Origin of the sequence: Klebsiella sp. P1954 (assembly GCF_018199955.1) — a bacterium.
Taxonomy (GTDB): Bacteria; Pseudomonadota; Gammaproteobacteria; order Enterobacterales; family Enterobacteriaceae; genus Klebsiella; species Klebsiella pneumoniae.
Genome location: NZ_CP073373.1, coordinates 4,455,724 through 4,478,836 on the forward strand (window position 1 = coordinate 4,455,724; position 23,113 = coordinate 4,478,836).

A 23,113-nucleotide genomic window follows, 5' to 3' on the forward strand; every position below is an offset into this window, starting at 1 on the left:
GCCCGGCTTTTTTATTGAGTAAAAATCGTGAATACACTCGAACAAACCATCGGCAATACCCCTCTGGTCAAACTTCAGCGTCTGGGACCGGACAACGGCAGCGAAGTCTGGGTCAAACTCGAAGGCAATAATCCGGCCGGCTCGGTGAAAGATCGCGCCGCGCTGTCGATGATCGTCGAAGCGGAAAAGCGCGGCGAAATTCAGCCCGGCGACGTGCTGATCGAAGCGACCAGCGGCAACACCGGTATTGCGCTGGCGATGATCGCCGCGCTGAAAGGCTACCGGATGAAGCTGCTGATGCCCGACAACATGAGCCAGGAGCGTCGGGCCGCGATGCGCGCTTACGGCGCCGAGCTGATCCTGGTCAGCAAAGAGCAAGGGATGGAGGGGGCCCGCGACCTGGCTCTGGAAATGGCCCAGCGCGGAGAAGGCAAACTGCTCGATCAGTTTAACAACCCGGATAACCCCTACGCCCACTACACCACCACCGGCCCGGAAATCTGGCAGCAGACCGCGGGGCGTATCACCCACTTTGTCTCCAGTATGGGGACCACCGGCACCATTACCGGCGTGTCACGTTTTCTGCGTGAACAGAGTAAACCGGTGACCATTGTTGGCCTGCAGCCGGAGGAGGGGAGCAGTATTCCCGGGATCCGCCGCTGGCCGGCAGAGTATATGCCGGGGATCTTTAACGCTTCGCTGGTGGATACGGTGCTGGATATTCATCAGCAGGATGCCGAGAATACCATGCGTCAGCTGGCGGTGCGGGAAGGCATTTTCTGCGGCGTCAGTTCGGGCGGTGCGGTAGCGGGCGCGTTACGCATAGCCCGCGAAAATCCTGGCGCGGTGGTGGTGGCGATTGTCTGCGATCGCGGCGATCGTTACCTTTCCACCGGCGTGTTCGGCGAAGAACACTTTAGCCAGGGGGCGGGCATTTAATCATCAAGCAGGTCGGTGCCGTAGGAGTTATCGACGGTGCACAGCCAGCGTTCGCCCTGCTTCTGAAAGACATAGGTGGCGCGTCGCGTGACCTGGGATATCCCGTCCGCCGTCGGGATATCCAGCCTGGTCTCCATAATCACCAGCGCATTGCCGCCGCCTTCAATAACCTCCATTTTCCCCTGAGTCACCACCAGTCGGTGCTGGAAATAGTCGGCAATGGCGATAAAGGCTTTGCGGATATTCTCTTTTCCTCTGACCACCATGCCCGGTTTGACGACCAGCGCGGCGTCTTCTGCGTAATAACTCATCAGGGTATCGTAATCTTCCTGCGAGATAGCGCGATCGCAGGCTTCAATGACCGCTTTCAGTGCCAGGTCAGGGTGATGCATCTCTGGTGCTCCTTGTTGTGAGCGATTTGTCCGCCTCGGCGATCAGGGCATGCAGGTAAGACTAGCCTGCTGTCGTTTATTTTTCATTAATTTGTCGGCATCTGCCATCACTCCCCGATACGTTCGGTGGACTGCCTGCGTCAGGGGGCGTCTAAGGCCTGCGCAATATCGGCCGCCAGGCGGGAAATCTCAGCGTCACTCAGACGGCCCAGCGACAGGCGTAGCCCGTGGGAGGGCGTACGGATGCCAAACACCTCTCCCTCCCGGACCAGCCAGCCGGCGCGGGCCAGGCGTAAGGCGTAGGGCTGGCTCGCCGCTGGCAGCGGCAGCCAGAAATTGAGGCCATCCCCTGGCGTAGCATGGCTGTAGCCGTACCGGGCCAGCGCCGCCGCCAGTTTCTCATTCTGCTGGCGATAGTGACGACGGGTCTCCGTCATCGAGGCGATAAACGCCTCGTCGGTCAGGCAGGCCAGCGTCAGGTCCTGCAGCAGATGGCTGACCCACTGGCTGCCGGCGTTAAGCCGCAGGCGCAGCGCCGCTGAAGTAGCGGCATCGCTGGCGATAAAGGCCAGCCGTAGATCTGGTCCGAGGGTTTTTGACATCGAGCGCACCAGCGCCCAGCGTTGGGTGCTTGCAGGAAGAGGGGAGTGCCATGGCGTGGCCGACAGCAGGGCAAAATGGTCATCAACAATCGCCAGTACCTGCGGATAGCGGGCTAGCACCTCCCGCAGGGCATGCGCCCGGGTTTCCGTCAGGCTACAGCCGGTAGGATTATGCGCGCGCGGGGTTAAGATCACCGCCCGTGCGCCGTTGCGTAACGCCTCCTCCAGGCCGTCAGGATCCATCCCTTCGGCATCCACCGCCACCGGGCAGGGGGTAAAACCGGCGTAACGCACCATATTGATGCTGCTGAGAAAACAGGGATCTTCCACCACAACGCCGTCGCCGGGGAGCAGCAGAGCGCACAGCAGGCGCTCCAGGGCGTCTATCGCCCCGCTGGCGAGATTCACCGCAAAGGGAACGGCTATCTCTCTGGCAAACCACGCCTCGGCCCATTGGCCAAGCCGCGGCTCGATGGGCGCATCGCCATACAGGCGGGGCGTGCGGGCAATCTGGCCCAGATAGCGGGGTAAATCAGGCAGTCTGGCCGGATCCGGATTGCCGCTGGAGATATCGTTCAGCGGGGTCGTTGGGTCACCTCCCTCCAGCGCCGGCAGTGTGTCCCGCGCTTTAATGGCTGTACCGTTGCGTCCCTGACTGACGGCCAGCCCGGAGGTCACCAGCCGTTTATAGGCGGCGGCGACAGTGTTGCGATTCACTGCAAGCTGGCTGGCGAGTTCACGTACCGGCGGCAGAACCTCTCCGGGCTGCAACCCGCCGCTCTGCACCAGATGGCGGATGTTATCGAAGATTTCGCTGGCGGTTTTTCCGGCTAACATTATTGACCTATGACAAAATGGAATTTAGCATAGGACGAATCATAATCAGTGCGTGACCCGCTGTCCAGCGGGGGGAGAAAAGATGGGCCAGCAGGATGATATACAATCAGTGCTCTTTCACGACAAAAGCCGGGCGTCGGAAGTGGATATCGTCGCCGTGCAGTCGCAGGTAGTCTATGGCAGCGTCGGCAACAGCATCGCGGTTCCGGCGATTAAACAGCATGGTCTGCGCGTGCTGGCGGTGCCGACGGTGCTGTTCAGCAATACGCCCCATTATGAGACGTTCTATGGCGGCATTATTCCGGAAGAGTGGTTTGTCGGGTATCTGCAGGCGCTGGAGGAGCGCGACGCGCTGCGCGAACTGCGTGCGGTCACCACCGGCTATATGGGCAGCGCTGTGCAAATCGAACGCCTGGCGCAGTGGCTGACGCGCGTACGGGCCCGCCATCCCGGGTTGTGCATTCTGGTGGATCCGGTCATCGGCGATGTCGACAGCGGCATCTATGTCAAGGCTGAGATCCCGGACGCCTATCGTCAGCACCTGCTGCCGCTGGCGCAAGGGATCACCCCCAATCTGTTCGAACTGGAGACGCTGAGCGGCCAGCGCTGTCGCGATCGGCAGGAGGCGGTCGCCGCGGCGCGAAGCCTGCTGTCGGACACCCTCAAATGGGTGGTGATCACCAGCGCGCCGGGAGAGGCCGATTCGACGATCAATGTGCTGGTGGTGACGGCCGATGCAGTGGAAGTGGTGGTTCACCCGCGGGTGGAGACAGACTTAAAAGGAACCGGCGATCTGTTCTGCGCGGAGCTGGTGAGCGGGTTGCTTTCCGGCCTGGCGCTGGGGGCAGCGACGCAGGCTGCTGCCCAGCGCGTGCTGGAGGTGATGAACTGGACTGCCGCCCAGGGTTGTGACGAATTGATCCTACCGCCGCTGGAGCAAAGCAGATGAAAAGCTATCGGTTAGTGATCCGCCAGCAGGGACGCATTGTTGGTCATTTTGATACGACAGGTGAGGCGGCGCTGGAGGATGCCTGCGTGGCGCGGTCGCTGTTCGGCCTGGCCGGTGGATATCAGTGCGAACTGCTGGTCGCTGACAGCGAGCGGCGAATTCTGGAGAGCACCCCGGAGGGATTGCGCGTCTTGTCTCGCGAGAAGTGCTATCGACCGGTAACCTGCGCGGTATAAAAAAAATGGCGCCTTTCGGCGCCATTTTTATGCAGCAAGCATTACTTCTTGATGCGGATTACCGGGGTTTCACCCACGGTCACGCTACCGGACAGTTTGATCAGCTCTTTGATCTCGTCCATGTTGGAGATAACCACCGGCGTCAGAGTCGACTTGGCTTTCTCTTCCAGCAGCGGCAGATCAAATTCGATAACCGGATCGCCGACTTTCACGCGCTGACCTTCTTCAGCGATGCGCTTGAAGCCTTCGCCTTTCAGTTCAACGGTATCAATACCGAAGTGAACGAACAGCTCGATGCCGCTATCAGATTCAATAGAGAACGCGTGGTTGGTTTCGAAAATTTTACCAATGGTACCGTCTACCGGCGCGACCATTTTGTTGCCAGTCGGTTTGATGGCAATCCCATCGCCCACAATTTTTTCCGCAAAAACCACATCCGGCACGTCTTCAATGTTGACGATCTCACCGGAGAGGGGAGCAACAATCTCAATAGTTCCGGTGTCTTTCTTGTCATCAGAAACCAGAGATTTCAATTTATCAAACAAACCCATGATCTTCTCCTAAGCAGTAATTTGGGCCGCGCATCTCGTGGATTAGCAGATTGTTTTTTCTTCAATGAACTTGTTAACCAGCGTCATTAACTCGTCCGTTGTCGGTTGAGCAAGAGCCTGCTCTGCTAATACTTTCGCATCTTCGAAGTTCGTATTACGAATAATCTTCTTGATGCGCGGGATGGAAATGGCGCTCATAGAGAATTCGTCCAGCCCCATACCCAGCAACAGAAGTGTAGCACGTTCATCGCCCGCAAGCTCACCGCACATGCCAGTCCATTTACCTTCAGCGTGAGAAGCATCAATAACTTGCTTAATCAGATTCAGTACAGACGGTGACATCGGCTGGTAAAGATGTGAAATCATATCATTACCACGGTCAACTGCCAGAGTATATTGCGTTAAATCATTGGTGCCGATACTAAAGAAATCAACTTCTTTGGCCAGATGACGAGCAATAGTCGCCGCAGCCGGTGTTTCCACCATCACGCCGATCTCAATGGATTCGTCAAATGCTTTACCTTCGTCACGCAGTTCCTGTTTGTAGATTTCGATCTCTTTCTTCAGCGCACGCACTTCTTCAACAGAGATGATCATCGGGAACATAATGCGCAGCTTACCGAAAGCGGAGGCACGCAGGATGGCGCGAACCTGGTCGCGCAGGATCTCTTTACGATCCATCGCAATACGCACGGCACGCCAGCCGAGGAACGGGTTCTCTTCTTTCGGGAAGTTCATGTACGGCAGCTCTTTGTCGCCGCCGATATCCATGGTACGGACGATAACGGCCTGAGAGCCACAGGCCTCAGCCACCGCTTTATAAGCCGCAAACTGTTCTTCTTCAGTTGGCAGCGCGTCACGGTCCATGAACAGGAATTCGGTACGATACAGGCCTACGCCTTCGGCGCCGTTGCGCTCAGCACCTTCGACATCGCGAACGGTACCAATGTTGGCGCAGACTTCAACCTGATGGCCGTCGAGGGTAATCGCCGGCAGATCTTTCAGTTTCGCCAGTTCGGCTTTTTCTTCCGCAACCTGAGCCTGCAGACTACGCAGCGCTTCAATTTGCTCGTTAGACGGGTTGATCAGAACCTGGTTGTTCACCGCGTCGAGAATCAGATAGTCGCCGTTTTTCACCTGCGCCGTGATGCTGCCGGTGCCCACGATGGCCGGCAATTCCAGGGAACGCGCCATGATAGAGGTGTGGGAGGTACGACCGCCCGCATCGGTGATGAAACCCAGCACTTTTTTCAGATTCAGCTGTGCGGTTTCAGACGGGGTCAGATCGGCGGCGACGAGGATGACTTCATCCTGAATCGCACTCAGATCGATGATTGCCAGACCAAGGATGTTGCGCAGCAGGCGCTTACCGATATCACGTACGTCAGCCGCACGTTCTTTCAGGTATTCATCATCCAGCTCTTCCAGGGCAGTGGCCTGACCGTCGATAACTTCATTGGCTGCCGCGTCGGCAGTCATGTGCTTATCTTTAATCAGGGCTATGATTTCCTGCTCAAGCTCCTCATCTTCCAGCAGCATAATATGCCCTTCGAAGATGGCTTCTTTTTCTTCACCGAAAGTTTCACCAGCTTTGGTTTTGATGACCTCCAGCTGGGCGGAGGCCTTGGCGCGGCCGCTCAGGAAACGTTCGACTTCCTGATCAACCTTATCGGCAGAAATTTTCTTCCGGTCGATGACAATTTCATCTTCCTTCAGCAGCAATGCTTTGCCGAAGGCGATACCCGGGGATGCTAAAATGCCTGAAATCATAACCCTACCTTACTTGTGACTGATATGAAAAAGAACCCGTGAACTTACTCGAGTTCAGCCATCAGTTTAACCAGATGCTCAACAGCTTTCTGCTCATCTTCGCCTTCAGCGGAGAGGGTCACTACGGTGCCCTGGGTCAGGCCCAGAGTCTGCAGTTTGAACAGGCTTTTGGCGCTGGCGCTTTTGCCGTTGGAGGTTACAGTGATCTCAGAAGTGAAGCCTTTAGCTTCTTTAACAAACTGAGCAGCAGGGCGGGTGTGCAGACCGTTCGGAGCGGTAATGGTAACTTCTTGCTGGAACATTATATTTCCCCAACTTATAGGTTTAGTGTTGTGGACCTAAAGTCTAGTCTAACGACTCGACTTTAGCCTGTATTGTTAGCGCCGGCGTTACGTTTCCGGCCTTGGCGTCGGCAGCGCCTGGCGCTGCGAAGACCTGCGGGCCATTGACGTCTAGCACGTCATTAAACATTATGCCGCGAAAGGAAGACTTGAACCAAATCATAAAATCGATTCAGCTGGCGGAAATCCTCTTCTGAATAATTTCGCGCATCAAAATAAATGTGCTGGTTAAATACCAGACCCTACGAGGTGAATCAATGCCAGGAGGGGTAAAACTTTGACGTGTGCCACAAAAAAGCACCCGAAAAGGTGCTTTTTTACACATTATTTACAAGCTGGCACTACTGTTGCAGCTCTTTCTCAGTGAAGAGATCGGCGAACAGCGCGGTGCTTAAATAACGCTCACCTGAGGAAGGCAGGATAACCACAATATTCTTATTGGTAAAGGCCTCATCTTCCTGCAGCTTCAGCGCGGCGGCAACGGCGGCCCCGGAAGAGATACCCGCCAGGATGCCTTCTTCTTCCATCAGGCGGCGCGCCGTGGAGATAGCTTCCTCGTTGGTAATGCCGATCACTTTGTCGACCAGCTTCAGATCCAGGTTGCCAGGAATGAAGCCGGCGCCGATACCCTGAATTTTGTGCGGACCCGGCTTGAGCTCTTCCCCCGCCAGCGCCTGGGCGATCACCGGGGAATCGGTCGGTTCAACGGCGACGGTGATCAGATCTTTTTTACCTTTGGTGTTTTTGATATAGCGGCTGACGCCGGTCAGCGTTCCGCCGGTACCTACGCCGGAGATAAACACATCCACCTGACCATCGGTATCTTCCCAGATTTCCGGGCCGGTAGTCTTCTCGTGGATTTCCGGGTTAGCCGGGTTGCTGAACTGCTGCAGCAGCAGGAATTGTTCCGGGTTGCTGGCGACAATCTCTTCCGCTTTCTGGATAGCGCCTTTCATGCCTTTGGCGCCTTCGGTCAGCACCAGGTTGGCGCCCAGGGCTTTCAGCAGCTTACGACGCTCGATGCTCATGGTTTCCGGCATGGTTAGCGTCAGTTTGTAGCCGCGGGCCGCCGCCACGTAGGCGAGGGCGATACCGGTGTTGCCGCTGGTCGGCTCGACCAGTTCCACGCCAGGTTTCAGAACGCCGCGCTTTTCAGCATCCCAGATCATATTGGCGCCGATACGGCATTTTACGCTAAAGCTCGGGTTACGAGATTCTACCTTTGCCAGGATACGGCCATTACCGATGCGGTTCAGTCGTACCAGCGGCGTATGACCGATAGTCAGGGAGTTGTCTTCAAAAATCTTACTCATGGCCCGTCCTTAACTGTATGAAATTTGGGGGTACGGCATCAGCATACCCGCTTAAAGAATATGCGGAAGTAAGGATTTAGCATATCTATATGCGGAAGGGAAATAATGATAAGCAAGAAGGAATAAGCGCGATATAAGGGAGCGGCCTTTGCCGCCCCCAAGTGAAGGTGTTACCGCTATTTCCAGCTGGCGTGTCTATCGCGATAGCAATCGACCCACATGGCGGTGGCGCCGCAGATAGCCACCGGGAGGATCACCAGGTTTAACACCGGGATCATTGTGAACAGGCTGGTGAGCGCCCCAAACTGCATATTCATCACTTTGCGACTGCGCAGCGCTTCGCGCATGGTTTTGAAGGGAACCTTGTGATTATCAAAGGGATAATCACAGTATTGAATCGCCAGCATCCATGCGCTGAACAGGAACCAGAGTACCGGGGCTACCGTCTGGCCAACGCCGGGAATAAAGTAGAGCAGCAACAGCACGATGGCGCGCGGCAGATACCAGGCCAGCTTCTGCCACTCACGCTTCATAATCCGCGGAATATCTTTCATGATGCCAAAGACGCCGACGTCCGGCGGGGTAGCGCCGGTCAGGCGCGCTTCCAGCTGTTCCGCCAGCAGGCCGCTGAACGGCGCGGCTATCCAGTTGGCGATCGTCGAAAAGAAGTAGCCAAACACCAGCAGGATTGAGAGCACTACCACCGGCCACAGCAGGTAGTTTAGCCACTGCAGCCAGTCCGGCACATGGCTCATCAGCGAGGGGATCCAGCTGCCGAGACGGGTAAACAGCCACCAGAAGGCAGCGCCCATCAGTAGCACGTTAACCAGTAAAGGCAGGAAGACATAACGCCGTATGCCCGGCAGCCCGATGAGTTTCCAGCCCTGCGAAAAATAATAAACGCCGCTGCGCGGGGTCGGTGCGGATGATGAAACCATAGCCAGGCATTGCTCCTTTTTTAACATCCGGTGTGAATGCTCGCTTATTTTATCGGGTCGTCAGACAATAACCAGTTAGGAAATGTTCGAAAAAACAGCAAAAAGCACGATTTAGTTCATCTTTATGTGGTGAAAGCGACCGACGCACTTGCACTTGAGGTAATCGGCAAATACTCTTAGTGAGTAAATGTTTGCCGTGGTGGCAAGGTGTTAGAACAACAGAGAATATAATGATGCAGGATTTGCGTCTGATATTAATCATTGTTGGCGCGATCGCCATAATCGCTTTACTGGTACATGGTTTCTGGACCAGCCGTAAAGAACGTTCTTCGATGTTTCGCGATCGCCCACTGAAACGTATGAAGTCGCGCGACGATGAGTCGGAAAACGACGACTTTGATGATAATGTTGAAGGCGTAGGAGAAGTCCGCGTTCATCCGGTGACTCACGCCCCGCACGGCGCGCATGGGGAGCATGAAGCCCCTCGTCAGGCGCCGCAGCACCAGTACCAGCCGCCTTACGAGCGCCAGATGCAGCAGCCTGCGCGTCCTGAAGAACCGGTTCGCCAGCCGCCGCAGCCGCCGCGCCAGGCCCCGGTTCCACCGCAGCAACAGCCTGCGCCGCATGCGGCTCCGCAGACTGGCTGGCAACAGCCGCAACCTGCGCAGCCGCCCGTACAACCGCAACACCAGCCGCAGCCTGTTGTGCAGCAGCCTGTCGCGCCGCAACCGGTGACGCCGACCGTCGCTCAGCCGCAGCCAGCCGCCCCGCAGCAGCCTGCGCCACAGCCTGTTGCCGCGTCGCAGCCCGCCGTCGCGGAACCGCAGCCGGTAGAGCCGCAGCAGCCCGCCGCGCCGCAGCCGAAAGAGCGCAAAGAGACGGTCATTGTGATGAACGTCGCCGCGCATCATGGCGCCCAGCTTAACGGTGAAGTGCTGATCAACAGTATCCAGCAGGCCGGCTTTAAGTTTGGTGAAATGAATATTTTCCACCGCCACCTAAGTCCGGACGGCAGCGGTCCGGTGTTGTTCAGTCTGGCCAACATGGTGAAACCGGGAACCTTCAATCCGGACAGCATGGCGGATATGATGACCCCTGGGGTGACTATCTTTATGCAGGTCCCTTCCTACGGCGATGAACTGCAGAACTTCAAGCTGATGCTGCAGTCTGCGCAGTATATCGCTGACGAAGTGGGCGGCGTGGTGCTTGACGATCAGCGTCGCATGATGACGCCGCAAAAACTGCGTGAATACCAGGATCGTATTCGCGAAGTGAAAGACGCGAACGCCTGACGTTCCGCGTTAACTCAATCCTTTCTCAACCCCCGCCTGTCGGGGGTTTTTTATCATTGATGGTGTGATATGGAACCAATCGAACAACAACTGACTGAACTGCGAACCACGCTTCGCCATCATGAATATCTGTACCACGTTATGGACGCGCCGGAAGTGCCGGATGCGGAATATGACCGCCTGATGCGCAAGCTGCGCGAGCTGGAGAGCCAGCACCCGGAGCTGATTACCCCGGATTCGCCAACACAGAGGGTGGGGGCGGCGCCACTCACCGCCTTTAGCCAGATCCGCCATGAAGTGCCGATGCTGTCGCTGGATAACGTGTTTGACGAAGAGAGCTTTCTCGCCTTCAACAAGCGGGTACAGGATCGCCTGAAAAGCACAGATCATCTTACCTACTGCTGCGAGCTTAAGCTCGACGGCCTCGCGGTGAGCATTCTCTATGAAAACGGCGTGTTGGTGCAGGCGGCAACCCGCGGCGACGGCACCACCGGCGAAGATATTACCTCTAACGTGCGAACTATTCGCGCCATCCCCCTCAAGCTGCATGGCGAGAATATTCCTGCACGCCTTGAGGTACGTGGGGAAGTGTTCCTCCCGCAGGCCGGGTTTGAAAAAATCAATGAGGAAGCTCGCCGCACCGGCGGGAAAGTGTTTGCTAACCCGCGTAATGCGGCTGCGGGTTCGTTGCGCCAGCTCGATCCGCGCATCACTGCGAAGCGACCGCTTACTTTCTTCTGCTACGGCGTGGGCGTGCTGGAGGGCGGCGAGCTGCCGGCCAGCCACTCGGCTCGGTTGCTGCAGTTCAAAGCATGGGGGCTGCCGGTGAGCGATCGCGTCACCCTGTGCCATACCCCCGAGGAAGTGCTTACTTACTATCGTAAAGTCGAGGAAGAGCGTCCCCACCTGGGCTTTGACATTGATGGCGTGGTGATCAAAGTCGATTCGCTGGCGCTGCAGGAACAGCTGGGTTTCGTCGCCCGCGCGCCGCGCTGGGCCGTGGCCTTTAAGTTCCCGGCACAGGAGCAGATGACCTTCGTCCGGGACGTGGAGTTCCAGGTGGGCCGCACCGGGGCGATTACGCCGGTGGCGCGTCTGGAGCCGGTCCATGTTGCCGGCGTGTTGGTGAGCAATGCCACCCTGCATAATGCCGATGAAATTGAACGCTTAGGCTTGAAAATCGGCGACAAGGTGGTGATTCGCCGGGCAGGCGATGTGATCCCGCAGGTGGTTAACGTGGTGCTTTCCGAGCGTCCGGCGGATGCCCGGGATGTCGTCTTCCCGACCCACTGTCCTGTATGTCAGTCAGACGTTGAACGGGTGGAAGGCGAGGCGGTAGCCCGCTGTACGGGCGGCCTGATCTGCGGCGCGCAGCGCAAAGAGTCGCTCAAGCACTTCGTCTCCCGTCGCGCGCTCGACGTTGACGGCATGGGCGACAAGATCATCGACCAGCTGGTGGAGAAAGAGTACGTCCATACCCCGGCGGATCTGTTCCGGCTGACGGCGGGGAAACTGACCGGGCTGGATCGGATGGGGCCGAAGTCCGCGCAAAACGTAGTCAACGCCCTCGAGAAAGCCAAAGAGACGACCTTCGCACGCTTCCTCTACGCCTTAGGTATTCGCGAGGTAGGAGAAGCGACGGCGGCGGGCCTGGCGGCGCATTTCGGCACTCTCGAAGCCCTGGAGCAGGCTTCCATTGAGGAGCTACAGAAAGTCCCTGATGTCGGCATCGTCGTCGCTACCCATACCTTCAACTTCTTTGCCGAAGAGAGCAACCGCGATGTCATTGCGCAACTGCTGGCGGAGGGGGTTCGCTGGCCAGCGCCGGTGGTGGTGAAGGCGGAAGAGATTGATAGCCCGTTTGCAGGCAAAACCGTGGTCCTGACCGGCAGCCTCAGCCAGCTGTCGCGCGATGACGCCAAAGCGCGTCTGGTGGCGCTGGGGGCGAAGGTGGCAGGCAGCGTGTCGAAGAAAACCGACCTGGTGATTGCCGGCGAAGCGGCGGGGTCTAAGCTGGCGAAAGCGCAGGAGCTGGGCATCGAGGTGATTGACGAAGCCGAAATGATGCGTCTGCTGGGAGAATAACGTGGATAAAGCGCAGCTGGTCGAGATAGCCAATACCGAAATGCCGTTCGGTAAATACAAGGGACGTCGCTTAATCGATGTCCCGGAAGAGTATTTATTGTGGTTCGCGCGTAAGGATCAATTCCCTGCCGGGCATCTTGGCGAGCTGATGGCGTTGACCCTGCTGATTAAAACTGAGGGGCTGAGCGATCTGGTCCAGCCCCTGAAGAAAGCACGTTAGGCTTTGGCCGCGTTGGCCTTTTCCTCAGCGAGACGCGCATCGGTTTGCTGCTTGTAGCGCCGCGCCAGCACCGCGCAGACCATCAGCTGGATTTGGTGGAAGATCATCAACGGCAGCACCATGATGCCGAGGATGGAGGTCGGGAAGAGAATATTGGCCATCGGAATGCCGTTGGCCAGGCTCTTTTTCGAACCGCAGAAGACGATGGTAATCTCATCGGCTTTGTTAAAGCCGCAGCGGCGGGCGACAAAGACGTTGACCGCGATGACGATGGCCAGCAGCACCAGGCTGACCACCACGATAAACAGCAGCGATCCCAGACCGACTTTATGCCAGATGCCATTCACCACCGCCTCGCTAAAGGCGGAGTAAACCACCAGCAGAATCGAGGTCTGGTCGGTCTTACCAATCCACTTCTTATGCTTCGCCACCCAGTCGCCAATCCACGGCCGCGATAAGTGACCGAGCACGAAAGGCAGCAGCAGCTGCAGCATAATTTTACCGACCTGCTCCAGACTGCCGCCTGCGCCGTGAAGGTTCATCAGGACCCCCACCAGTAGCGGGGAAACAAAGATCCCCAGCAGGCTGGAGGCCGAGGCTGAGCAAACCGCAGCCGCGACGTTGCCCCCGGCCAACGAAGTAAAGGCGATAGCGGATTGCACGGTGGCCGGCAGAATGCACAGATAGATAAAGCCGCTGTAGAGCATCGGATCGACATTCACCGGCGCCCACCAGGCAAACAGAACCCCGAGTAGCGGGAAGAGAATAAAGGTGCTGCACATCACCCATAGATGCAAACGCCAGTGGCTGCCGCCGGCGATAATCGCCTCCCGGGAGAGTTTAGCGCCATGCATAAAGAACAGCAGCGCGATGGCGGCGGTGGTCAGATGTTCAAAGAAGGGGACGAAAGCGCCACGGGCCGGGAAGAATGAGGCCAGCAGGACAACGGTGATTAGCGTTGCCGTAAACGGATCGAGAATACGGAAAAGTTTCATAAACGCTCCTGAAAAGAGATGCGCTATTGTGCTTTTTTTCATTTGAGAAATAAAATTGATTTATTGCATCTATTCATGAATAAAAAAGATGAATTACTCTCTGCGTCAGTTAAAAGTATTTGTCACCGTCGCCCGGGCCAGAAGCTTCAGCCGGGCAGGGGAGATGATTGGCTTAAGTCAGTCGGCCGTCAGCCATAGCGTCAAGGAGCTGGAGCATCAGACCGGCGTCCGTCTGCTCGACCGTACTACTCGCGAAGTGGTGCTCACCGAGGCGGGTCAGCAGTTGGCGGGCAGGCTGGAACGTTTGCTCGATGAGTTGACGATTACCCTGCGCGACGCCGGGCGGGTAGGCCAGCAGCTGAGCGGCACCGTCAAGGTCGCCGCCAGTCAGACGATTTCCGCCCACCTTATTCCGCAGTGTATTGCTCACAGCAATCGTCGTTATCCCGATATCGATTTTGTGCTGCACGATCGGCCCCAGCAGTGGGTGCTGGAAAGTATCCGCCAGGGGGAAGTGGATTTTGGCATCGTGATTGATCCGGGCCCGGCGGCAGACCTTCAGTGTGAAGTGGTTCTGGCGGAACCATTTTTGCTGCTCTGCCGGGAGGATCATCCTTTTGCCAGCCTGACAGAAGTGCCGTGGCAGGCGCTGCAGGATGAAAGGCTAATCCTGCAGGATTATGCGTCCGGCAGCCGCCCGCTGATCGATGCGGCCCTCAGCAGGCTGGCTATCCGGGCGAACATCGTCCAGGAGATTGGCCACCCGGCAACGCTGTTTCCGATGGTAGAATCGGGAATTGGCATCAGCGTTCTGCCGGCGCTGGCGCTACCGTTACCGCAGGGGAGCCATCTGACGGTGAAACGGCTGACTCCGGTGATGGAGCGGCAGCTGATGCTGGCATGCAGGAAAAATCGCTCGCTGTCGACCGCCGCTCAGGCGTTATGGGAAATTGTGCGTGAAGAAGGGGAGAATTTAACCGCCGCCAGGGTTGAAGATCCGCTATATCAGCGCTGACAGGGGAGATTGCTGCGGAGGGACTCGTGGCAGGGCCATGTTCCGCGCATAGCAAAAAGGCGCCTTTAGGGCGCCTTTTTACATTGGTGGGTCGTGCAGGATTCGAACCTGCGACCAATTGATTAAAAGTCAACTGCTCTACCAACTGAGCTAACGACCCGAAGTGGTGGGTGATGACGGGATCGAACCGCCGACCCCCTCCTTGTAAGGGAGGTGCTCTCCCAGCTGAGCTAATCACCCACTTCGGTACTTCACATTTTGACAGAAAATCCAGCTGGCGAGAAAGTGGTGGGTGATGACGGGATCGAACCGCCGACCCCCTCCTTGTAAGGGAGGTGCTCTCCCAGCTGAGCTAATCACCCACTTCTCAATTTTCTGTTCTACACGGCGGAGACTACGTTAAGTAGTGGTGGGTGATGACGGGATCGAACCGCCGACCCCCTCCTTGTAAGGGAGGTGCTCTCCCAGCTGAGCTAATCACCCCCGCTGTGTGGAGTCGCATTATAGGGAGAGTTGAAAATGAGTCAACGCCTTTTCTAAAGAATTCGTTCGTTCGTCGTAAAATTAAACAAAGCGATCGCGAAACCGGCGCCATAGCATGATTTATAAACAAAAATGGCAAACCGTGACGTTCCGATGGGAACAACATTGAGGAATCAGCCCACGGTGTTAGAATATTGACCCATAATTTCCACCGGACATTGCCGGCTATCGGCATCTTTATTAAACGTAAGGCCAATTCATGAAAATCAAAACTCGCTTCGCGCCAAGCCCAACCGGCTATCTGCACGTTGGCGGTGCGCGTACTGCTCTCTATTCCTGGCTTTTTGCCCGTAACCACGGCGGTGAGTTTGTGCTGCGTATTGAAGACACCGATCTCGAACGCTCCACCCCGGAAGCAATTGAAGCCATCATGGATGGCATGAACTGGCTGAATCTGCAATGGGACGAAGGCCCCTATTTCCAGACCAAACGTTTCGATCGTTATAACAACGTAATCGATGAGATGCTGGAAGCCGGTACCGCTTACAAATGCTATTGCTCGAAAGAACGTCTGGAAGCGCTGCGCGAAGAGCAGATGGCGAAGGGTGAGAAGCCGCGTTACGATGGCCGCTGCCGCCATAGCCACGAGCACCATGCTGACGATGAGCCGTGCGTCGTGCGTTTCGCCAACCCGCAGGAAGGTTCGGTTATTTTTGACGATCAGATCCGCGGACCTATCGAGTTCAGCAACCAGGAACTGGACGATCTGATCATTCGCCGTACCGATGGTTCCCCGACCTATAACTTCTGCGTGGTGGTAGATGACTGGGATATGGCGATCACTCACGTGATCCGCGGCGAAGATCATATCAACAACACGCCGCGCCAGATCAACATCCTCAAAGCGCTGAATGCGCCGGTGCCGGTTTATGCGCACGTGTCGATGATCAACGGCGATGACGGTAAAAAACTTTCCAAGCGCCACGGCGCAGTGAGCGTGATGCAGTATCGCGACGACGGCTACCTGCCGGAAGCGCTACTCAACTATCTGGTGCGCCTGGGCTGGTCTCATGGCGATCAGGAGATTTTCACTCGCGAAGAGATGATTGAGTTCTTCTCACTGGGCGCGGTGAGCAAATCCGCCAGTGCCTTTAACACCGATAAACTGCTGTGGTTAAACCATCACTATATCAATACCCTGCCGGCGGAATATGTGGCAACGCATCTGCAGTGGCATATCGAGCAGGAAAATATCGACACTCGCAACGGCCCGCAGCTGGCTGAGCTGGTGAAACTGCTGGGCGAGCGTTGCAAGACGCTGAAAGAGATGGCCCAGAGCTGCCGCTACTTCTATGAAGAGTTCGCTGAATTCGATGCCGACGCCGCGAAAAAACATCTGCGTCCAGTGGCGCGTCAGCCGCTGGAAGTGGTTCGCGATAAGCTGGCGGCGATTAGCGACTGGACGGCGGAAAACGTCCATCACGCGATTCAGGCAACTGCTGATGAGCTGGAGGTGGGGATGGGTAAAGTCGGTATGCCGCTGCGCGTGGCGGTTACCGGGGCAGGGCAATCTCCTGCGCTAGACGTTACTGTCCATGCTATCGGTAAATCCCGTAGCGTAGATCGTATCAATAAAGCGCTGGCTTTTATCGCTGAACGCGAAGGCCAGGCGTCCTGACGGCGACGCAGCTGAAACAACGGCAGGTTACCCTGCCGTTTTTTTTGCCTGTTATTCCGGACTGGCGATGCCGAGGCGGGCAAGAAAACCGCTAATCCCTTCCCGGGCCAGCAGATCGCGGAGCTGCAGCTGTTCTGCCGGAGTCATCAGCTGTAGGGTTTCCGTGATTTGCCGCCAGATCGCGTCTGCCTCATTGACCAGGTATGCACCTGGCGATTCCGCGAGATGATTGTCGGTAAGCAGATGGCGTCTGGCAGGGATGTTGGTCAGAAACTCGCGTACCGGTTGGTCGATAACCACCAGTCGCGCTCGCCCCCCTTTAACGCCGGGTATTGCTTCGGTGCGCCATTGTTTCTCGCGAACCCAGCGATTGATCGTTTGTCTGGCCAGCCCCAGGCAGTCGGCAAGCTCTGCGGGCGTCATTTTATCTTTCAGTTTCATCATGGTTTACCGATCGCGGATCCCTAACCGAAGCAGTAACCCGGTGATCCCCTCGCGCAGCAACAAAGACATAAGCTGCTTCTGCTCGCTGGGGGTGAGTTCTTTACTGAGGGTCAGCAGCAGCGATTCCAGATCGCTATCATGGGGAGAATAGATGCCGGGCGTCTCCGCCACGCGCTGGGCGCTGCGGATAAACTCCCTGACTTGCTCATTGACATGGACCAGGCGCGCTTTGCCGCCCTGGACGCCAGGTCGCGGAGAGGTTTGCCAGCCTTCTTTCCGCACCCACTTATTGATAGTTTGCCGACTGTAGCCGGTTAGATGGGCAATTTCTTCAGGTGTCATTCGTTCCTTGAGCATACTATTTCCTGAGTAAATGTATGGGAATTAGCTGCCCATGTTATAGCATCCTTTTACGTGAAAAGGTGACCTGTTTAACTTCTGACTGCGATAAGGCTCGCAATGTCAGCAAGTTGCCTGCTTTTTCAGCGATTGAATCGGGAAGGATAATTTTGCCGTTGACACCTGAGCGAGGAATTCATATTATGCCGCCCGTCAACACGACACGCTTTACGTTACGGGGCTATAGCTCAGCTGGGAGAGCGCTTGCATGGCATGCAAGAGGTCAGCGGTTCGATCCCGCTTAGCTCCACCAAATTCTGCACCCAGCGGATTTGGTTCGTAAAGAAGTCCTGTGGGGCTATAGCTCAGCTGGGAGAGCGCTTGCATGGCATGCAAGAGGTCAGCGGTTCGATCCCGCTTAGCTCCACCAAAATTCAGAACCCTCGCTTCGGCGGGGGTTTTTGTTTTTAGCGGGTTTCATGTAAAGCACTTTCTGGTTACGTCAGTTAATCTCCAGCAATTAAAATCGAAAGTAATTTCAGACTTTTTCCTGATAATTCGCCTTGCCTGCCCTAAATAAGCAACATAACATTTCCCCCATTAAACGTGATGAGGTTTCTGGAGTTTTAATTAACAATAATGCTTGATAAAATTAACATTAATATCAAAAAAACTCTATTGGCCTTTATCATTTGTTTAGTCGCTATTCCGCTGGCTCGTTTTATTTCACCGCAAACGATAATTGACGGCAACCTTATTTATATTGCCTGGCTGCCAATCAGCGTGATGTTTTCTGTTATTTTTATCTTTGGCCGCTATGCAATTGCGCCATTAATTCTCGCGTTTGCCATCACCAATAGTTTTCTCATTAAATTAACGCTGCCGCAGGCGTTTATCTTACTTTTTTGTCAACTGTTCGCCGTGTTTGTCTCCTGCGCTATTCTGCGACTGTTGGTGGGGAAGCGCTGGCGCTGCGGTCCAACGGCAAAACATATGGGGGCGCGGATCTTCTGGGGCGGCTTCTTCGCGCCGGTGCTCCTGAAAATCACCATGTATCTCGCCGGACAATATTTTGCGTTTCCATTAGCTATTACCAGTTACTTTGGTAGTATGCCGTTGATTTATACTGTAATAGATATCCAAAGTTTAATCAGTGCGGCATTAATTTTTACGACGTTTCTTTATTATCCAATGCGGATGATTATCAGTCCGCGCTACGCCCGACGTTTCTGGCAGCAGGAATGTTTACCGTGGCTGGCACCGCAATATCGCTCCTTTACCCTATATTGGTTTATCGCGTTGGCGGTGATATTAACGCTATTGTGTGCGCCGTATCAGTCTGAATTTATTGCCGGTTATTTAGTTCCGGTTATTTTTATTGTCTACTTTATCGGTATCAGTCGAATAGGCCATGCGCTATTGCGTATTTCATGGTCTGTCTCGGCCTTTTTGCTGGTGGTATATAACAAAAACTTTCTCCAGGGGGTGCAAAGCGAGTATTCACTCTCCTTTGTGCTGTCGGTTCTGATCTCCTTTACTATCTGTTTGTTTTATATGGCCGACATCTATGCCCGCAGCGACCGCAACAAACGCCGCTGGCGTAGCCAGGCGGAAGAGGATCCGCTGACCGGCTTGCCTAACCTGCGCGCGCTGGAGAGCCATTTACAGAGCTGTCCTCAGCAGGCTATCTGCAGCCTGCGTATTGATAATCTCGACTTTCTCAGTCGGCATTATGGTCTGATGATGGGGGTGGACTGTAAACGGCAGATTATTCGGGCGCTGCAACCGCTGCTGGGAGCGGCGGATAAAGTCTTCCAGGTACCGGGCAGCGAACTGATCCTCGTGCTTGATGGACCGGAGCCGTCGTCCCGCTTGAACCATATGGTCGCGGTCCTCAACCACAAAAAGTTCAGCTGGCACAATCAGCCGCTGGATTTGGAGTTTGGCGCGGCCTGGGGCCGCGATGACGGCCAGGGTGAGGGACTTTACCAGATGCTGGGCCAGCTAAGCTGGCTTTCCGAACAGGCGGGCAGTGAACGTCGGGTGCTGGCGCTGGACGAGGAGCAGGATCTGGTGGTGGATCAAACTACCGAGCAGGTGCGCCTCCTAATGCGCGTCAAGCAAGTGTTCAAAGATCGCGCGCTGATGCTCTATGCGCAACCGATTCAGAATCCGGAGGGGGAGGGTTATCATGAGATCCTCACGCGCATGCGCTGTGGCGATAGCGTCATTATGCCCGACCGATTCATTCCGCTGATTGTGCAGTTTAACCTCAGCCAACGTTTTGACATGCTGGTGCTGGAGACCTTGTTCAGTATGCTCCATAAGCATCCCGGCCAGCGATTCTCGGTCAACCTGCTGCCTGCAACTCTGATGCAAAAGAACAGCGCAGAGCAGATTATCGCGCTGTTTCAACGCTATAGCGTCTCGCCAGAACTTATAACTATTGAGGTGACCGAAGAGCAGGCCTTCTCTAATGCGGACACCAGTCGGCAAAATCTTGAAGCGTTGCGCGCGTTTGGCTGCGCCATCGCTATTGATGACTTTGGCACCGGCTATGCGAACTATGAACGTCTGAAACATCTACAGGCCGATATCATTAAGATTGACGGCTGCTTCGTCCGCGACATCCTCACGGACCCGCTGGACGCCATCATGGTGAAATCGATTGTCGAGATGGCGCGGGCGAAACAGATGAGCGTGGTGGCGGAATATGTCGAAAGCGAACCGCAAAAAGCGCGCTTGCTGGAGCTGGGCGTGAATTATCTGCAGGGTTATCTGATCGGTAAACCACAGCCGCTGGGTGAATGACGGGCAAAAAAAAGCCGGGCATTGCCCGGCTCAGATGACTGACGTCTGTTACAGAACCAGCGCCGCAATCGAGGCGGACAGCACGCTAACCAGCGTGGAGCCGTACACCAGCTTCAGACCGAAGCGAGAAACTACGTTGCCCTGTTCTTCGTTCAGACCTTTGATCGCCCCGGCAATAATACCGATAGATGAGAAGTTGGCGAAGGAGACCAGGAAGATAGAGATAATGCCTTCCGCGCGCGGGGAGAGCGTCGAGGCAATTTTCTGCAGATCCATCATGGCGACGAATTCATTGGAGACCAGTTTGGTAGCCATAATACTGCCCACCTGCAGCGCTTCGCTTGCCGGCACACCCATCACCCAGGCGACCGGGTAGAAGATATAGCCGAGGATACCCTGGAAGGAAATGCTATAGCCGAACCAACCGGTCACGGTGGCGAACAGGGCATTCAGCGCCGAGATCAGCGCGATGAAGCCGATCAACATCGCCGCCACGATAATCGCGACTTTAAAACCTGCCAGAATATACTCGCCCAGCATCTCGAAGAAGCTCTGACCTTCGTGCAGATTCGACATCTGCAGATTTTCTTCGCTCTCTTCCACGCGGTAAGGGTTAATTAATGACAGAACGATAAAGGTGCTGAACATGTTGAGCACCAGCGCCGCAACGACATACTTTGGCTGCAGCATGGTCATGTAAGCGCCTACGATGGACATGGACACGGTGGACATCGCCGTCGCCGCCATGGTGTACATGCGGTTGCGCGACATTTTGCCGAGAATATCTTTATACGCGATAAAGTTTTCCGACTGGCCGAGGATCAACGAGCTCACGGCGTTGAAGGACTCCAGCTTGCCCATGCCGTTAACTTTCGACAGGACGGTACCGATCGCGCGAATGACAATCGGCAGGATACGAATATGCTGCAAAATGCCGATCAAAGCCGAAATGAAGACTATAGGGCACAAAACTTTGAGGAAGAAGAAGGCCAGGCCTTTATCGTTCATGCCGCCGAACACGAAGTTTGTCCCTTCGTTGGCAAACCCGAGGAGTTTTTCAAACATCTCGGAAAATCCTTTCACAAAACCCAGACCAATATCGGAGTTGAGGAAGAACCAGGCCAGCAGGACTTCAATGACAAGCAGTTGAACAACATAACGAATACGGATCTTTTGGCGGTCATGGCTGACCAACAGGGCCAGTATAGCCACCACAACGATCGCGAGGACAAAATGCAAGACGCGGTCCATAGTTGCTCCAAATATGAGGCAGGTTAAATTTCCGTGCACATTTTATGCAACGGCTTTAAAGAAAACGAGATCAATTGCACACTATTGCAAGGAACTGTGACCAATGGCAAAAATAGTGATCCAACATCCACTTTTGTTATGTTACGTAAAGGTTTTAAAAGTTGCATTCTTGTACTACTCTTAATAGCGGGCTGGATCTCGTTTTCTGACGCCCGTATTTCATTTCCGGCCAGCTATTGTTCCCTTCTATCACAGCAATCATTATCTCCATTCTAAATGAACTTGATAATCATTCGCATTTTGATAGCATGAAACATAGCAAAGGCTATATTTCCAGAGGCAGAAGATGACTAGCAGTCGCGTTGAGAATAGCAGTAGTCGCGCCGCGCGCAAGGTGAAGCTCGCCTTAATGGGCCCGGCTTTCGTCGCTGCCATTGGCTATATCGATCCGGGTAATTTCGCCACTAACATTCAGGCCGGCGCCAGCTTTGGCTACCAGCTGCTGTGGGTCGTGGTGTGGGCTAACCTGATGGCGATGCTGATCCAGGTGCTTTCTGCCAAACTGGGCATTGCCACCGGCAAAAACCTGGCCGAGCAGATCCGCGACCATTACCCGCGTCCTGTTGTCTGGTTTTACTGGGTACAGGCGGAAATTATCGCTATGGCCACCGATCTGGCTGAATTTATCGGCGCCGCAATTGGCTTTAAGCTGGTGCTCGGCGTGTCGCTTCTGCAGGGGGCGGTGCTGACCGGGGTGGCGACTTTTCTGATCCTGATGCTGCAGCGGCGCGGACAAAAACCACTGGAGAAGGTGATCGGTGGATTGTTGCTGTTTGTCGCCGTGGCCTATGTCGTGGAGTTGATCTTTTCCCAGCCCGCGCTGGCTCCTCTGACGAAAGGGCTGGTGATCCCCACGCTGCCCAACGGGGAGGCGGTATTCTTAGCCGCCGGGGTACTGGGGGCGACCATTATGCCGCACGTTATCTACTTACATTCCTCGCTTACCCAGCATCTGCATGGCGGAACGCGAAAAGAACGCTATAACGCGACCCGCTGGGATGTGGCGATCGCCATGACCATTGCCGGGTTCGTCAATCTGGCGATGATGGCGACCGCTGCGGCGGCATTCCACTTTAATGGCCATACCGGCGTCGCCGATCTCGATCAGGCCTACATGACGCTGGAGCCGCTGCTGAGCCACGCGGCGGCGACCATCTTTGGCCTCAGCCTGATTGCCGCCGGTTTATCGTCGACCGTGGTGGGCACTCTGGCAGGTCAGGTCGTTATGCAGGGGTTTATCCGCTTTCATATTCCGCTGTGGTTTCGCCGGGCGATCACCATGCTGCCGTCGTTTGTCGTCATTCTGCTGGGGCTGGATCCTACGCGCATCCTGGTAATGAGTCAGGTGTTGCTCAGCTTTGGCATTGCGCTTGCCCTGGTGCCGCTGCTGATATTTACCAGCAATGCGAAGCTGATGGGGGACCTGGTGAATACCCGTTGGGTGAGAGGCATCGGCTGGGCGATAGTCGCTATTGTGGTGAGCCTGAACGGCTGGTTAATAGTGGGGTCGCTGCTCGGGGTGGATTAATTGATTCCTGATGCTGAATAAAGTAAAGGGGAGCCGATGGGCTC

21 protein-coding genes and 6 tRNA genes are annotated in these 23,113 nt (G+C 55.6%); 12 read left to right on the forward strand and 15 right to left on the reverse strand.

Features of this window, described 5'->3' with window-relative positions; all coding sequences use genetic code 11:
• Nucleotides 1-27: 27 nt before the first annotated feature.
• On the forward strand, nt 28-939 hold the full coding sequence (gene cysM, locus KB890_RS21520; RefSeq protein WP_004145610.1) for a cysteine synthase CysM: 912 nt from the start codon (nt 28-30) through the stop codon (nt 937-939).
• Here the strand turns inward: cysM and KB890_RS21525 are convergent.
• Both KB890_RS21525 and ptsJ read right to left on the reverse strand, forming a co-directional pair.
• Nucleotides 936-1,331: a YybH family protein gene (locus tag KB890_RS21525; RefSeq protein WP_004145609.1), complete on the reverse strand. Its 396-nt coding sequence runs from the start codon at nt 1,329-1,331 to the stop codon at nt 936-938. The two genes, cysM and KB890_RS21525, sit on opposite strands and share 4 nt — an antisense overlap.
• A gap of 140 nt (nt 1,332-1,471) precedes the next feature.
• Entirely contained in the window at nt 1,472-2,770 is a 1,299-nt protein-coding gene (gene ptsJ / locus KB890_RS21530) for a MocR-like B6 salvage transcription factor PtsJ (RefSeq protein ID WP_004174915.1), read from the reverse strand.
• Between the two features lie 82 nt (nt 2,771-2,852).
• Here ptsJ and pdxK point away from each other — a divergent pair, with 82 nt between their 5' ends.
• Nucleotides 2,853-3,719 carry a pyridoxine/pyridoxal/pyridoxamine kinase gene (gene pdxK, locus KB890_RS21535; protein WP_004174917.1) on the forward strand — a complete coding sequence of 289 codons (867 nt, stop codon included), beginning with the start codon at nt 2,853-2,855 and terminating at the stop codon, nt 3,717-3,719.
• Nucleotides 3,716-3,955 carry a hypothetical protein gene (locus KB890_RS21540; protein WP_002913605.1) on the forward strand — a complete coding sequence of 80 codons (240 nt, stop codon included), beginning with the start codon at nt 3,716-3,718 and terminating at the stop codon, nt 3,953-3,955. Before pdxK ends, KB890_RS21540 begins: the two co-directional genes overlap by 4 nt.
• 41 nt (nt 3,956-3,996) lie before the next feature.
• On the opposite strand, the gene crr is transcribed toward KB890_RS21540, so the two are convergent.
• The 5 genes from crr to cysZ form a co-directional block, all read right to left on the reverse strand.
• On the reverse strand, nt 3,997-4,506 hold the full coding sequence (gene crr / locus KB890_RS21545) for a PTS glucose transporter subunit IIA (protein ID WP_000522253.1): 510 nt from the start codon (nt 4,504-4,506) through the stop codon (nt 3,997-3,999).
• Nucleotides 4,507-4,548: 42 nt separating this feature from the next.
• On the reverse strand, nt 4,549-6,276 hold the full coding sequence (ptsI, locus tag KB890_RS21550) for a phosphoenolpyruvate-protein phosphotransferase PtsI (protein WP_002913506.1): 1,728 nt from the start codon (nt 6,274-6,276) through the stop codon (nt 4,549-4,551).
• A gap of 44 nt (nt 6,277-6,320) precedes the next feature.
• The gene (gene ptsH, locus KB890_RS21555; protein WP_002913505.1) at nt 6,321-6,578 is read right to left on the reverse strand and encodes a phosphocarrier protein Hpr; all 258 of its coding nucleotides are present in this window, start codon (nt 6,576-6,578) and stop codon (nt 6,321-6,323) included.
• A 380-nt stretch (nt 6,579-6,958) separates the two neighbouring features.
• Complete coding sequence (cysK, locus tag KB890_RS21560) at nt 6,959-7,930, reverse strand: cysteine synthase A (RefSeq protein WP_002913498.1); 972 nt, start codon at nt 7,928-7,930, stop codon at nt 6,959-6,961.
• Between the two features lie 176 nt (nt 7,931-8,106).
• Nucleotides 8,107-8,868: a sulfate transporter CysZ gene (cysZ, locus tag KB890_RS21565; protein ID WP_004174922.1), complete on the reverse strand. Its 762-nt coding sequence runs from the start codon at nt 8,866-8,868 to the stop codon at nt 8,107-8,109.
• Nucleotides 8,869-9,098: 230 nt separating this feature from the next.
• Between cysZ and zipA the strand changes: the two genes are divergently transcribed.
• The 3 genes from zipA (at nt 9,099) to KB890_RS21580 (ending at nt 12,465) form a co-directional block, all read left to right on the forward strand.
• Nucleotides 9,099-10,160, forward strand: coding sequence for a cell division protein ZipA (gene zipA, locus KB890_RS21570; protein ID WP_004180822.1), 1,062 nt, complete (start codon nt 9,099-9,101; stop codon nt 10,158-10,160).
• A 69-nt stretch (nt 10,161-10,229) separates the two neighbouring features.
• Complete coding sequence (ligA, locus tag KB890_RS21575) at nt 10,230-12,245, forward strand: NAD-dependent DNA ligase LigA (RefSeq protein ID WP_004180820.1); 2,016 nt, start codon at nt 10,230-10,232, stop codon at nt 12,243-12,245.
• 1 nt (nt 12,246) lies between these two features.
• Nucleotides 12,247-12,465, forward strand: a complete 219-nt coding sequence (locus KB890_RS21580; protein WP_002913440.1) for a DUF3820 family protein — start codon at nt 12,247-12,249, stop codon at nt 12,463-12,465.
• Here the strand turns inward: KB890_RS21580 and KB890_RS21585 are convergent.
• Complete coding sequence (locus KB890_RS21585; protein WP_002913439.1) at nt 12,462-13,460, reverse strand: bile acid:sodium symporter family protein; 999 nt, start codon at nt 13,458-13,460, stop codon at nt 12,462-12,464. The two genes, KB890_RS21580 and KB890_RS21585, sit on opposite strands and share 4 nt — an antisense overlap.
• Nucleotides 13,461-13,548: 88 nt before the next feature.
• Between KB890_RS21585 and KB890_RS21590 the strand changes: the two genes are divergently transcribed.
• Nucleotides 13,549-14,475: a LysR family transcriptional regulator gene (locus KB890_RS21590; RefSeq protein WP_002913438.1), complete on the forward strand. Its 927-nt coding sequence runs from the start codon at nt 13,549-13,551 to the stop codon at nt 14,473-14,475.
• An 84-nt stretch (nt 14,476-14,559) separates the two neighbouring features.
• Here the strand turns inward: KB890_RS21590 and KB890_RS21595 are convergent.
• The 4 genes from KB890_RS21595 to KB890_RS21610 form a co-directional block, all read right to left on the reverse strand.
• A tRNA-Lys gene (locus KB890_RS21595) sits at nt 14,560-14,635 on the reverse strand.
• A gap of 4 nt (nt 14,636-14,639) precedes the next feature.
• A tRNA-Val gene (locus KB890_RS21600) sits at nt 14,640-14,715 on the reverse strand.
• A 46-nt stretch (nt 14,716-14,761) separates the two neighbouring features.
• Nucleotides 14,762-14,837: transfer RNA gene (locus KB890_RS21605), tRNA-Val, on the reverse strand.
• Between the two features lie 45 nt (nt 14,838-14,882).
• A tRNA-Val gene (locus tag KB890_RS21610) sits at nt 14,883-14,958 on the reverse strand.
• A gap of 259 nt (nt 14,959-15,217) precedes the next feature.
• Between KB890_RS21610 and gltX the strand changes: the two genes are divergently transcribed.
• Nucleotides 15,218-16,636 (forward strand): glutamate--tRNA ligase, encoded by a 1,419-nt coding sequence (gene gltX, locus KB890_RS21615; protein ID WP_004145598.1) that lies wholly within the window; start codon nt 15,218-15,220, stop codon nt 16,634-16,636.
• A 51-nt stretch (nt 16,637-16,687) separates the two neighbouring features.
• Here gltX and KB890_RS21620 read toward each other — a convergent pair whose 3' ends face one another.
• Together KB890_RS21620 and KB890_RS21625 are read right to left on the reverse strand one after the other, a co-directional pair.
• Nucleotides 16,688-17,080: a MerR family transcriptional regulator gene (locus KB890_RS21620; protein WP_002913435.1), complete on the reverse strand. Its 393-nt coding sequence runs from the start codon at nt 17,078-17,080 to the stop codon at nt 16,688-16,690.
• A 3-nt stretch (nt 17,081-17,083) separates the two neighbouring features.
• A complete protein-coding gene (locus tag KB890_RS21625) occupies nt 17,084-17,437 on the reverse strand; it encodes a MerR family transcriptional regulator (RefSeq protein WP_002913434.1) in 354 nt (117 codons plus the stop codon).
• A gap of 219 nt (nt 17,438-17,656) precedes the next feature.
• Between KB890_RS21625 and KB890_RS21630 the strand changes: the two genes are divergently transcribed.
• The 3 genes from KB890_RS21630 (at nt 17,657) to KB890_RS21640 (ending at nt 20,230) form a co-directional block, all read left to right on the forward strand.
• Nucleotides 17,657-17,732 (forward strand) — tRNA-Ala (locus tag KB890_RS21630).
• A 41-nt stretch (nt 17,733-17,773) separates the two neighbouring features.
• A tRNA-Ala gene (locus tag KB890_RS21635) sits at nt 17,774-17,849 on the forward strand.
• A gap of 209 nt (nt 17,850-18,058) precedes the next feature.
• A complete protein-coding gene (locus KB890_RS21640) occupies nt 18,059-20,230 on the forward strand; it encodes an EAL domain-containing protein (RefSeq protein ID WP_020324251.1) in 2,172 nt (723 codons plus the stop codon).
• A gap of 48 nt (nt 20,231-20,278) precedes the next feature.
• On the opposite strand, the gene nupC is transcribed toward KB890_RS21640, so the two are convergent.
• Nucleotides 20,279-21,481 (reverse strand): nucleoside permease NupC, encoded by a 1,203-nt coding sequence (gene nupC / locus KB890_RS21645; protein ID WP_002913423.1) that lies wholly within the window; start codon nt 21,479-21,481, stop codon nt 20,279-20,281.
• Between the two features lie 346 nt (nt 21,482-21,827).
• On the opposite strand from nupC, the gene KB890_RS21650 reads away from it, so the two are divergent.
• On the forward strand, nt 21,828-23,069 hold the full coding sequence (locus KB890_RS21650) for an Nramp family divalent metal transporter (protein WP_002913421.1): 1,242 nt from the start codon (nt 21,828-21,830) through the stop codon (nt 23,067-23,069).
• Nucleotides 23,070-23,113: the final 44 nt, after the last annotated feature.

Coding starts and splice junctions, on each gene's coding strand:
- KB890_RS21525 (WP_004145609.1), bottom strand. CDS start 1,331: ATGCATCACCCTGACCTGGCACTGAAAGCGGTCATTGAAGCCTGCGAT.
- ptsJ (WP_004174915.1), bottom strand. CDS start 2,770: ATGTTAGCCGGAAAAACCGCCAGCGAAATCTTCGATAACATCCGCCAT.
- pdxK (WP_004174917.1), top strand. CDS start 2,853: ATGGGCCAGCAGGATGATATACAATCAGTGCTCTTTCACGACAAAAGC.
- KB890_RS21540 (WP_002913605.1), top strand. CDS start 3,716: ATGAAAAGCTATCGGTTAGTGATCCGCCAGCAGGGACGCATTGTTGGT.
- crr (WP_000522253.1), bottom strand. CDS start 4,506: ATGGGTTTGTTTGATAAATTGAAATCTCTGGTTTCTGATGACAAGAAA.
- ptsI (WP_002913506.1), bottom strand. CDS start 6,276: ATGATTTCAGGCATTTTAGCATCCCCGGGTATCGCCTTCGGCAAAGCA.
- ptsH (WP_002913505.1), bottom strand. CDS start 6,578: ATGTTCCAGCAAGAAGTTACCATTACCGCTCCGAACGGTCTGCACACC.
- cysK (WP_002913498.1), bottom strand. CDS start 7,930: ATGAGTAAGATTTTTGAAGACAACTCCCTGACTATCGGTCATACGCCG.
- cysZ (WP_004174922.1), bottom strand. CDS start 8,868: ATGGTTTCATCATCCGCACCGACCCCGCGCAGCGGCGTTTATTATTTT.
- zipA (WP_004180822.1), top strand. CDS start 9,099: ATGATGCAGGATTTGCGTCTGATATTAATCATTGTTGGCGCGATCGCC.
- ligA (WP_004180820.1), top strand. CDS start 10,230: ATGGAACCAATCGAACAACAACTGACTGAACTGCGAACCACGCTTCGC.
- KB890_RS21585 (WP_002913439.1), bottom strand. CDS start 13,460: ATGAAACTTTTCCGTATTCTCGATCCGTTTACGGCAACGCTAATCACC.
- KB890_RS21590 (WP_002913438.1), top strand. CDS start 13,549: ATGAATTACTCTCTGCGTCAGTTAAAAGTATTTGTCACCGTCGCCCGG.
- gltX (WP_004145598.1), top strand. CDS start 15,218: ATGAAAATCAAAACTCGCTTCGCGCCAAGCCCAACCGGCTATCTGCAC.
- KB890_RS21620 (WP_002913435.1), bottom strand. CDS start 17,080: ATGATGAAACTGAAAGATAAAATGACGCCCGCAGAGCTTGCCGACTGC.
- KB890_RS21625 (WP_002913434.1), bottom strand. CDS start 17,437: ATGCTCAAGGAACGAATGACACCTGAAGAAATTGCCCATCTAACCGGC.
- KB890_RS21640 (WP_020324251.1), top strand. CDS start 18,059: ATGCTTGATAAAATTAACATTAATATCAAAAAAACTCTATTGGCCTTT.
- nupC (WP_002913423.1), bottom strand. CDS start 21,481: ATGGACCGCGTCTTGCATTTTGTCCTCGCGATCGTTGTGGTGGCTATA.
- KB890_RS21650 (WP_002913421.1), top strand. CDS start 21,828: ATGACTAGCAGTCGCGTTGAGAATAGCAGTAGTCGCGCCGCGCGCAAG.